An 8,003-nucleotide genomic window follows, 5' to 3' on the forward strand; every position below is an offset into this window, starting at 1 on the left:
CTCGGCGCCGCGCCGGCGCGCCGGCGGATGACGCAGGAACAGGTCGACGACGCGTTCAGCGCCCGCGTCGAGCTGCTGGAGAAGCGGCGGCGCAGCGGCGCCGAGTGAGGCCAAAGAAAAACGGCCGGGCATGGTGCCCGGCCGCGAAGGAAGGGCACCGGATCAACCGGCGCCCGTAGCAAGAAGGGCAACCTAGCATGAGCGAGACCAGTGAGAAAGTGGTGCCGTTGAACCCCGACGACGTGCGCGAGCGCACGCGCGCCTACATGGACGAAGAGGGCTACAGCCAGGGGCATGTGGCCCGCCAGGTGGGGCTCTCGGCGGGCACGCTGAGCGCCTGGTTCAACGGCGAATACAAGGGCGACAACAACAAGGTGTCGGCGAAGGTGATGGCCTGGCTCGCCGCCAGCGCCAAGAGCGCCGAACTAGGCGCCCTGATGCCCGCCGACCCGGCTTGGGTCGAGACGCCGACGGCCAAGAAGATCATGAAGGTGCTGACCTTCACTCAGCTGACGGCGGACCTCGCCGTCATCTATGGCGGCGCCGGCCTCGGCAAGTCGAAGACGATCGAGCGCTACCGCGATACCCATCCGAACGTCTGGATCATGGAAGCCAACCCGGCGACCGCCGGCATGACGGTGATGCTGAGCCAGCTCGCCGAGGCCATGGGCTTCCGCGACATGCCGCAGCATCCGCAGAAACTGTTCGAGGCGGTGCTGAAAACGATCAAGGGGACGCGCGGCCTGATCGTCGTGGACGAGGCGCAGCACCTCAAGCGGCAGTCGCTCGAAATGCTGCGCGCCATCTACGACGCCGCCAAGGGCACCTGCGGCCTCGCCCTCTCCGGCAACGCCAAGGTCTTCAACCAGATCTGGGCCAAGCAGTCGGAGAACGACAACTTCGCGCAGTTCTACAGCCGCATCGGCAAGCCGCTGTCCCTGGTCCGCGCGAAGGAAGGCGATGTCGATGCGCTGGCCGCAACCCTCAATGTCAGAGGCAAGGCCGAGCGGGATGCTCTGAAGGCGATCGCGCTCAAGCCGGGCGGCCTGCGGCTGATGATGAAGGCGCTTCGGATGGCGGCGCTGTTCGCGCAGGGCGAGGCGATCCAGGTCGAGCATATCGAGGCGGCCGAGCGCGATCTCCGGCGCGACGGCCGCCACGAGGAGGAGGCGGCCCATGCTTAGCCAGAAGCTCGAAGACCTGGCGATGGCGGTGGGCGACATGTGCGGCCACCTGGCGACCGGCCGGGCGGTCAGTCAGCAGCAGCTCACTGCCGTCCAGCAGTTGCTCATCGTCCACGCCGACACGGCCCGCCAGATCGAAAGCCTGACCGTCCCGCTTCATGCGCGGCGGTCGGGCGAGCCGCCCGCCGACGAGAAGATCGTCGATCTCGACCGTCACCGACGCCGCCCCATCGCGGGCGGCGGAGGTGCGGCATGAGCGAGCGCTTTACGGCCAGCACATTGCGGGCGCCGTCGACGGCCAGGTTGCCGAAATGGCGCCCGCCGGAGCGGAAGGTGGTCGTCGCTGCCGGGTTGGTTCCGACGGACTCGCTGCGCCCGGGGCATCTCATCCTCCGCCACATCGCCGAGGTCAGCGGCAAAAGCCATAACGACCTCGTCTCGAAGCGCCGCGCCCGCGACGTGGCGCGGCCGCGCCAGCTGGCCATGTGGATGATGAAGCGGCTCACGGTGATGTCGCTGCCGGAGATCGGTCGTGTCTGCGGGCACCGCGACCACTCGACGGTCTTGCATGCCCTCAACGTCATCGACTCGTGGATGTTCGCGGACAAGGGCACTCGCGCCTATGTCGAGCGGATCGAGCTGGAGTGCCGGCAGCTGCTCGGCATCGACCCGATCATCGACGTGGCCCTCGCGCGGCTGGAGGAACACACGCGCCAGGCGATCGAGCGCGCCATCCAGATCGATCCCGTCGGAGCCTATGCGGGCATCGTCGCTGTGCTGGAGGGCATCGTCCGGAAACACGAAGCGAAGCAAGCGGCAGCGGAGGCCGTCACGCCATGAACCTCGTCATGCTGGAAGGGCCTGCCATCACGGACATCCGGATCGACGGCCAGCCGGCCGATCCGGCCGCCATCGTCTCCGAGCCGGCGAAAGAGCCGAGGCCGGGCTGGCGCGAGCAGCTCGACGAAACGGCGCGGCGGCGCAACTTCAAGCGCAGCCAGGGACGGCTGCTGCCGATGCATATGGCGACGGCCACGCGGCTGGCGGGATCCCGCCGCCGCGGCTGGCTCGCGCGGCTCCTCGGGTGGAGGTGATCATGGCGAAGGCGCCTAAAGCGGTTGTCGAACCGGTGTTGGTCCCTGGCCGCATGCGCGACTGCAGCGCGTTGATCAAGCGCCTCGGTGAGGTAAGGCGCGATCTGGAACGTACCGAGACGGCGATGAATGCCGAGCTGGCCACGGTCAACACCAAGCATCAGAAGCTGGCCGAGCCGTTCGTCAAGGAAGCCGCCAGCCTGGAACGGCGGATCGAAGCGTACTGCGATAAATGGCGCGGCCCGCTGACGGGTGGCGGCAAGCGCAAGAGCTTCAAGTTCCCCGACGGCGACATCAGCTGGCGAAAGCTGCCCGCCAAGGTGTCGCTGCGCGGCGTCGAGAAGGTCATCGAATTCTGCCAGGGAAAGCGCGCGTTCGCGAAGTTCATCCGCGTGGCGATTGAGCCGAACAAGCAGGCCATGCTGGACGACCCCAAGCATGCCCTGAAGATCCCCGGCGTCTCGATCGGCTCCGATGGCGAGACCTTCGACATCGCGCCGTTCGAGACCTGTCTTGAGGAAGTCGCATGAGCAGCCCCGCGACCGACACCCTGCGGGATCTGCGCGAGCCGAAGCGCCTCTATGGCGCGGTGCTGTTCATGCGCCGGCGTGGCCACGTCATCACGCGGCTGCGCAAGGGCAAGCACTACATCGACGACATGATCGGCGACGACGCCTGGCTGCTCGGCCTGGCGGTGGCCGAGGGCTATGAGCGCCCGGACCATCCGGCCCTGCGCGACCAGGCCGGCCGCTGGATCGCCTGCCCCTTCTGCGGCGAGGCGGATCCCGAGCTGAAGGTTCACGGCCACACGCAGTGCAAGCGATGCGGCCAGGTCATCGAGAGGTGCTGCGATGTCTGAGCAGAGGCTCCAGCCGCCGCCGATGCCGGTCGCGGAGATCGCGCCGCCCGAACCGGCAGCGCCCCAGGGCTATCGCGGCAAGAGCCTGTGCTGGGCCGGGCGCGGCACGGTGACGCTCGAACTCGCGAGCACCCTTCCCGGCCTGCTGCTGCACATGTCGGTCGGCCAGGCCGAGACCCTTGTCGCCAATCTCCAACGCTGCATCAAAGAGGCGAGGCAATCATGACCGAGACCGAACCCCGCGACCGGATCCTGAAGCTCTACAGCCTCGACTGGAGCTATGCCGCGATCGCGGCCCAGCTGGACCTGAGCAGGAACCAGGTCGCTAGCATCATCAGCCGCGCCCAGGCGGCGGGACTGAAGCCGCAGCGGAGCAAGCCGCAGCCGGCGAATTTCAAAAAGCAGCGGCCGCTGGCGAAGGCTAGCCCCGCCCCGATCGCGCCCGCCCCGATCGCGGCGGCGCCTGCCCCGGCGCCCGCCGTAGCCCTCTCCACCGGCCACGCCGGACGGAGCGGCGCCCGACGCGCGCCGACACCCATCGCCGTCAGCGCCGCGATCGCGGCGGCGCCCTTGCTCGACGGGATCGGCGGCCGTTGCCGCTATCCGATCGGCGATCCGCGCGCCGCCGGCTTTCATTTCTGCGAAGCGGATCGGCAGTTCGGCTCGGCCTATTGCAGCAAGCATTACGCCATCTGTTACACGCGGACGGCCAAGCCGGCCGAGCCCAGCCCCGAGGAGACGCCATATGGCCGCTTCGCCGCTCGCTGATATGGGCCGCTTCAACCTGGCGCTTCTGGGCGTGGCGCTGATCGTGGCGGCGCCATTCCTCCTGATCGGCGTGATCTGCGGCCTGATCGCGATCGGGATCTTCTGCCTCGCGGTCGCGCTGGCCAAGCGACCGATCCAGCCCTGGGGGTTGTGATGGCGACAGATCTGCTCGAATTCGAAGTCGAGGCGGTGCAGGCGCAGCCGCCGATGCCACAGGAAACAATTCTGTTTCACGTGAAACTATCGGACGGATCCGAATTCTATCTGTTCCGCTGCTCGCGCGACGACGACTGGCATTCGATCCTGCCGTTGCGCGGCTGCGCCGGCGGGCGGCTGACGGATGCCGAGCGCGTGGATCTGCGCGCCCTGCCGACGATCGTCTCGGCAGCCTTCCCCGAACTGTGCGCAGGCAGCGCAGCATGACTCCCGGATTCGAAAACGGCGCGACGGTCCTGGTGATGGCGCCTGGCGGCAATCGCCTCGGCCGGGTTGTCAGCGACGTCCAGATGGTTCCGGGCCTCGGGCTGGCGCACGAGGTCGCGATGGAGCACGGCCACATCGCCTATTGCGCGCGCGCCATCATGTTCGACGTGACCTGGCGCTCGCCGAAGCGCTGCCATATCAGCGCGCTGGCGGGCCGCTGCTGATGACGGTCGCTCCCACCTCCCGCTGGGCCTACGAGACGGTCGAGGTCACCGACCGCCAGCGCGATGTCATCGGCGCACTGCTCGTGCTGCGCGAGGCGAGCGACCAGCAGATCGCCGATCATCTCCAGTGGCAGATCAACCGGGTGACGCCGCGACGCGGCGAGCTGGTCGAACGCGAGTTGGTGGCGCTGGCGAGGCTCGGCGCCAACACGAATGGGTACCAGGTGAGCTATTGGCGCCTGGTCCAGACGCAGATGGATCTGTTCGACGGAGCGGGGTTCAACCCCAGAAGCGAGGGAGTCAGAACGTGAGCCGGATCAACGACAAGCAGGAGGCGATCTTCTCGCGCGGCCTCGGCGAGCGCAGCTTCGGGCCGCGCGGTGTGAAGGCGCCCGTGGTGGCGATCGCCGCCATGCCCAAATCTCTGCCGCCGGCGCTGGGACCGGAACAACTTCCGCTCGGCGACATCGACGGCGGCGGTATGCTGGGAATGAGCCTCCTGAAGCTGGTCGAAGGCCGACTCCTGATCCAGGGCGTCTCGGGTGCTGGCAAATCCTATCTGCTGCGTCGCCTGGTCGAGCAGGCTTTCGGACGCGTTCCCCAGATCATCGCCGATCCCGAAGGCGAGTTCAGCAGCCTCGCCGAGACACTGGGCATCCCGCGGATCGAATGCCACCGCTTCGATGGCGGCGCGCTGGCGGTGATGGCACGCCGGGTGCGCGAGCATTCTGTGTCTCTCGTGCTGGATCTATCCGAGCTGGATCGCGAGGGCCAGATGAAGGCGATCGCCTCCTTTCTCAACGCTCTGATCGAAGCGCCGCGCGAGCATTGGCACCCGATGTTGGTCGCGATCGACGAGGCGCATCTGTTCGCACCCTTCGGCGGAGACATGTCGGCCGCCAGCTCCGTGCGGAAGGCGGCCATCAATGCGGTCACGGACCTGATGAGCCGTGGCCGCAAGCGCGGCCTGACCGGTGTGTTGGCAACCCAGCGTCTGGCGCGCCTGGCGAAATCGGTCGCTTCGGAGGTCCATAATTTTCTGGTCGGCATGAACACACTGGATCTGGACATCAAACGCGCCTCCGAGACGATCGGCTGGGACAACCGGCGTGGCGCGGATCGCCTGCCTTTGCTGAAGCCCGGCCAGTTCATTGCGGTCGGCCCCGCCTTCTCGCGTCAGCCGGCCCAGGTCAAGATCGGCCCTTGCCGCTCGCGCCATATCGGTGCGTCGCCCGCGTTAAAGGCCCCTTCCAAGCTCGGTGCCGACGAGGTCCGCGCCGCCCTCGATCTGGACGGGCTGATCGAAGCCAGCGAGGAAGCCGCCGAAATCCTGGGTCATGTGCCGCCGCGAGGCGGCCGCCATAGCGTGCGGGCGTTCCTGCGCGACGAGGCTTCTCCACTCGCGAGCCGGCTCTTCGAGGCGCTCATCCCGCTGGCACCCGATGGTGCGCTCGTCACTGATCTGGCGCGGCATTTAGGCGTGGTGCCGGCGGCGATCGACGGAGCGGTCGCGCTGCTCGAATGGCATGGCGCTGTCGAATTCCGCGGCGAGGGATTGGAACGAGCGGCACGCATTGTCAAGCCGATGCTGCCGATCGATCGGAGGATCGACGCATGAACGATGTTCCGGCCCTCAAGCCCGTTTCCTTCCGGCAGCTGCGCGGCCATGCGCCGCGACTGTCGCAGCCTCATATGCCGGGACGGCACAGCGATCGCTTCTGGAGCGACGAAGAAAAACAGGTGCTGCTCGACCATTATGAAACTCACGGCGCCGCCTTCTGTGCGGCGCGTCTTCCTCGCCGGAACATCAGTACGGTCTATCAAACCGCCACTAAGCTGGGGCTGAAGGGCGCACACATGCCGGAGCAGCGTTCGCGCCGGCCGCGAGGCCCGGAGCGCGAGGCGCTCGACGAACGCATTCAGGAGCGGTGGCCCGAGCTGAAGGGGCGTGGCGCCGTCCTGGCCCTGGCGAACGAACTGGGCGTTCCGCGCTGGTGGCTGTCGAAGCAGGCGCTTCGTCTCGGGCTGGCCATGCCGCATGTGAAGGAACCGCCCTGGACCGAAGCGGAGAAGGAGCTGCTCGGCCGCGTCCCGCTGCATGATCCGGAGCGGGCCGCGAGGATCTTCCGCGAGCATGGGTTCCCGCGGTCGGCCGCCGCGATCATGAACAAATGCAAGCGGCTAAAAATTGCGCGGCGGTACAGAGAGACCTTCTCCGGCACTTCGGCCGCCCGCGTGCTGGGGCTCGACAACAAGACCGTGACCCTGATGTGCGGCGCCGGCGAGATCAAGGCGACGCGTCGGCCGACGAAGCGGCTGCCCCAGCAGGGTGGCGACCCCTGGTCGATCGAACGCGCCGATCTGAGGCGCTTCGTGATCGACAATCTCGAATATGTCGATTTTCGAAAGGTCGACAAGTTCGCCCTGGTCGATCTCCTGACCATCGCCATCGATCAACCCGCGCTCGAGGCCATGCCGTCGGCAACTCCCGCGGCGACGCCGATCCGCCGTCAGTCGCCCTGGCGCTGTCACCGTTGCCGCAAGCTGAAGAGGATACTCCGCAATGCACGCGCAGCTTAAGACCGACGCGCGCAGAAAGATGCTGTCGAAGATCCACATTGCGAAGAAGGATCTGGCGCTCGACGACGGGACCTATCGGGCGCTGCTGAAGCGGGTCACCTTCAAGGAGTCGTCCAAGGCCTGCGACGCGGCCGAGCTGGACCTGGTCATCAGGGAGTTCAAGCGGCTGGGCTGGAAGGGCGACAAGCCGGGCGGTAAGCGCGCCGGCCGGCGGCCGATGGCGCAGACCGATCAGGCGTCGAAGATCCGCGCGCTGTGGCTGTCGCTCTACCACCTGGGCGAGGTCGAGGATCCCAGCGAGGACGCGATGGCCCGCTTCGTCACGCGCATGACCGGGGTCGAGGCGCTGCAATGGCTCGGTCCCGACCAGGCCAACATCGCCATCAAGGCGCTGCGCGGCTGGTGCGATCGCGTCGGGTTCCTCCAGCCCGATGCCGCCTTCGTGGCCAAGGTCGACACGCAGCGCAAGATGGCCGGGCTCGATCCGCTGGGACCGGGCTTCGCCGCCAAGATCGCGCTGATGAACCTCATCTGGCGGAAGCTGATCGACGCCGGCGCGATGAAGGCCGGCTTCTTCGCCAAGCTCGAAACCTTCCTGGCCCAGCGCGTGCGCCAGGTCGGATCACCGGTCTACCTCACCAGTGAAGAGGCCGACCGCGCGATCGAGAAGCTCGGCGCCTGGTGGCGCCGGGAGAAGCCCAAAGCCGACGCCAAGACAGAGGAGAAGGCCCGTGAATGATCTGTCGAAGGATCCGTTGAAGCTGAGTCTGCCCAGCCGGATGGCCGGAAAGACCGCGGCGGGCGCGCTGGCCGAGGTGGAGCGCACCGGGCATTTCATCCAGCTGCTCGCCAGCTTCATCGTCTGCCCGAC

Annotated in this window: 15 protein-coding genes; all 15 read left to right on the forward strand. The window is 67.4% G+C overall.

Annotation, left to right across the window (positions count from 1 at the left end):
* Nucleotides 1-197 precede the first annotated feature (197 nt).
* The 15 genes from ACREE8_RS18180 to ACREE8_RS18250 are packed head-to-tail and all read left to right on the forward strand — an operon-like array spanning nt 198 to nt 7,871.
* Entirely contained in the window at nt 198-1,184 is a 987-nt protein-coding gene (locus ACREE8_RS18180) for an AAA family ATPase (RefSeq protein ID WP_431574418.1), read from the forward strand.
* Nucleotides 1,177-1,440 carry a hypothetical protein gene (locus tag ACREE8_RS18185; protein ID WP_431574419.1) on the forward strand — a complete coding sequence of 88 codons (264 nt, stop codon included), beginning with the start codon at nt 1,177-1,179 and terminating at the stop codon, nt 1,438-1,440. Before ACREE8_RS18180 ends, ACREE8_RS18185 begins: the two co-directional genes overlap by 8 nt.
* Entirely contained in the window at nt 1,437-2,024 is a 588-nt protein-coding gene (locus ACREE8_RS18190; RefSeq protein ID WP_431574420.1) for a helix-turn-helix domain-containing protein, read from the forward strand. The genes ACREE8_RS18185 and ACREE8_RS18190 overlap by 4 nt, the downstream gene beginning before the upstream one ends.
* A complete protein-coding gene (locus tag ACREE8_RS18195) occupies nt 2,021-2,278 on the forward strand; it encodes a hypothetical protein (protein ID WP_431574421.1) in 258 nt (85 codons plus the stop codon). The genes ACREE8_RS18190 and ACREE8_RS18195 overlap by 4 nt, the downstream gene beginning before the upstream one ends.
* Nucleotides 2,279-2,280: 2 nt before the next feature.
* On the forward strand, nt 2,281-2,808 hold the full coding sequence (locus tag ACREE8_RS18200; protein WP_431574422.1) for a host-nuclease inhibitor Gam family protein: 528 nt from the start codon (nt 2,281-2,283) through the stop codon (nt 2,806-2,808).
* Nucleotides 2,805-3,137, forward strand: coding sequence for a hypothetical protein (locus ACREE8_RS18205; protein ID WP_431574423.1), 333 nt, complete (start codon nt 2,805-2,807; stop codon nt 3,135-3,137). The genes ACREE8_RS18200 and ACREE8_RS18205 overlap by 4 nt, the downstream gene beginning before the upstream one ends.
* A complete protein-coding gene (locus ACREE8_RS18210; protein ID WP_431574424.1) occupies nt 3,130-3,363 on the forward strand; it encodes a hypothetical protein in 234 nt (77 codons plus the stop codon). Before ACREE8_RS18205 ends, ACREE8_RS18210 begins: the two co-directional genes overlap by 8 nt.
* Nucleotides 3,360-3,905 (forward strand): GcrA family cell cycle regulator, encoded by a 546-nt coding sequence (locus tag ACREE8_RS18215; RefSeq protein ID WP_431574425.1) that lies wholly within the window; start codon nt 3,360-3,362, stop codon nt 3,903-3,905. The genes ACREE8_RS18210 and ACREE8_RS18215 overlap by 4 nt, the downstream gene beginning before the upstream one ends.
* Entirely contained in the window at nt 3,883-4,059 is a 177-nt protein-coding gene (locus ACREE8_RS18220) for a hypothetical protein (RefSeq protein WP_431574426.1), read from the forward strand. Before ACREE8_RS18215 ends, ACREE8_RS18220 begins: the two co-directional genes overlap by 23 nt.
* Nucleotides 4,059-4,328 carry a hypothetical protein gene (locus tag ACREE8_RS18225; RefSeq protein ID WP_431574427.1) on the forward strand — a complete coding sequence of 90 codons (270 nt, stop codon included), beginning with the start codon at nt 4,059-4,061 and terminating at the stop codon, nt 4,326-4,328. The genes ACREE8_RS18220 and ACREE8_RS18225 overlap by 1 nt, the downstream gene beginning before the upstream one ends.
* Entirely contained in the window at nt 4,325-4,552 is a 228-nt protein-coding gene (locus tag ACREE8_RS18230; RefSeq protein WP_431574428.1) for a hypothetical protein, read from the forward strand. The genes ACREE8_RS18225 and ACREE8_RS18230 overlap by 4 nt, the downstream gene beginning before the upstream one ends.
* Nucleotides 4,552-4,863 (forward strand): hypothetical protein, encoded by a 312-nt coding sequence (locus ACREE8_RS18235; RefSeq protein WP_431574429.1) that lies wholly within the window; start codon nt 4,552-4,554, stop codon nt 4,861-4,863. The genes ACREE8_RS18230 and ACREE8_RS18235 overlap by 1 nt, the downstream gene beginning before the upstream one ends.
* Nucleotides 4,860-6,170, forward strand: a complete 1,311-nt coding sequence (locus ACREE8_RS18240; RefSeq protein WP_431574430.1) for an ATP-binding protein — start codon at nt 4,860-4,862, stop codon at nt 6,168-6,170. Before ACREE8_RS18235 ends, ACREE8_RS18240 begins: the two co-directional genes overlap by 4 nt.
* The gene (locus ACREE8_RS18245; protein ID WP_431574431.1) at nt 6,167-7,132 is read left to right on the forward strand and encodes a hypothetical protein; all 966 of its coding nucleotides are present in this window, start codon (nt 6,167-6,169) and stop codon (nt 7,130-7,132) included. The genes ACREE8_RS18240 and ACREE8_RS18245 overlap by 4 nt, the downstream gene beginning before the upstream one ends.
* Nucleotides 7,116-7,871, forward strand: a complete 756-nt coding sequence (locus ACREE8_RS18250) for a gp16 family protein (RefSeq protein WP_431574432.1) — start codon at nt 7,116-7,118, stop codon at nt 7,869-7,871. Before ACREE8_RS18245 ends, ACREE8_RS18250 begins: the two co-directional genes overlap by 17 nt.
* Nucleotides 7,872-8,003: the final 132 nt, after the last annotated feature.

Origin of the sequence: Hypericibacter sp., assembly GCF_050729195.1 — a bacterium.
Classification (GTDB): Bacteria; Pseudomonadota; Alphaproteobacteria; order Dongiales; family Dongiaceae; genus Hypericibacter.

What these genes read in the sequence shown, in the direction of transcription:
- ACREE8_RS18220 (WP_431574426.1), top strand. Translation starts at nt 3,883, where the DNA reads ATGGCCGCTTCGCCGCTCGCTGATATGGGCCGCTTCAACCTGGCGCTT.
- ACREE8_RS18195 (WP_431574421.1), top strand. Translation starts at nt 2,021, where the DNA reads ATGAACCTCGTCATGCTGGAAGGGCCTGCCATCACGGACATCCGGATC.
- ACREE8_RS18210 (WP_431574424.1), top strand. Translation starts at nt 3,130, where the DNA reads ATGTCTGAGCAGAGGCTCCAGCCGCCGCCGATGCCGGTCGCGGAGATC.
- ACREE8_RS18205 (WP_431574423.1), top strand. Translation starts at nt 2,805, where the DNA reads ATGAGCAGCCCCGCGACCGACACCCTGCGGGATCTGCGCGAGCCGAAG.
- ACREE8_RS18230 (WP_431574428.1), top strand. Translation starts at nt 4,325, where the DNA reads ATGACTCCCGGATTCGAAAACGGCGCGACGGTCCTGGTGATGGCGCCT.
- ACREE8_RS18235 (WP_431574429.1), top strand. Translation starts at nt 4,552, where the DNA reads ATGACGGTCGCTCCCACCTCCCGCTGGGCCTACGAGACGGTCGAGGTC.
- ACREE8_RS18185 (WP_431574419.1), top strand. Translation starts at nt 1,177, where the DNA reads ATGCTTAGCCAGAAGCTCGAAGACCTGGCGATGGCGGTGGGCGACATG.
- ACREE8_RS18225 (WP_431574427.1), top strand. Translation starts at nt 4,059, where the DNA reads ATGGCGACAGATCTGCTCGAATTCGAAGTCGAGGCGGTGCAGGCGCAG.
- ACREE8_RS18200 (WP_431574422.1), top strand. Translation starts at nt 2,281, where the DNA reads ATGGCGAAGGCGCCTAAAGCGGTTGTCGAACCGGTGTTGGTCCCTGGC.
- ACREE8_RS18190 (WP_431574420.1), top strand. Translation starts at nt 1,437, where the DNA reads ATGAGCGAGCGCTTTACGGCCAGCACATTGCGGGCGCCGTCGACGGCC.
- ACREE8_RS18180 (WP_431574418.1), top strand. Translation starts at nt 198, where the DNA reads ATGAGCGAGACCAGTGAGAAAGTGGTGCCGTTGAACCCCGACGACGTG.
- ACREE8_RS18245 (WP_431574431.1), top strand. Translation starts at nt 6,167, where the DNA reads ATGAACGATGTTCCGGCCCTCAAGCCCGTTTCCTTCCGGCAGCTGCGC.
- ACREE8_RS18215 (WP_431574425.1), top strand. Translation starts at nt 3,360, where the DNA reads ATGACCGAGACCGAACCCCGCGACCGGATCCTGAAGCTCTACAGCCTC.
- ACREE8_RS18250 (WP_431574432.1), top strand. Translation starts at nt 7,116, where the DNA reads ATGCACGCGCAGCTTAAGACCGACGCGCGCAGAAAGATGCTGTCGAAG.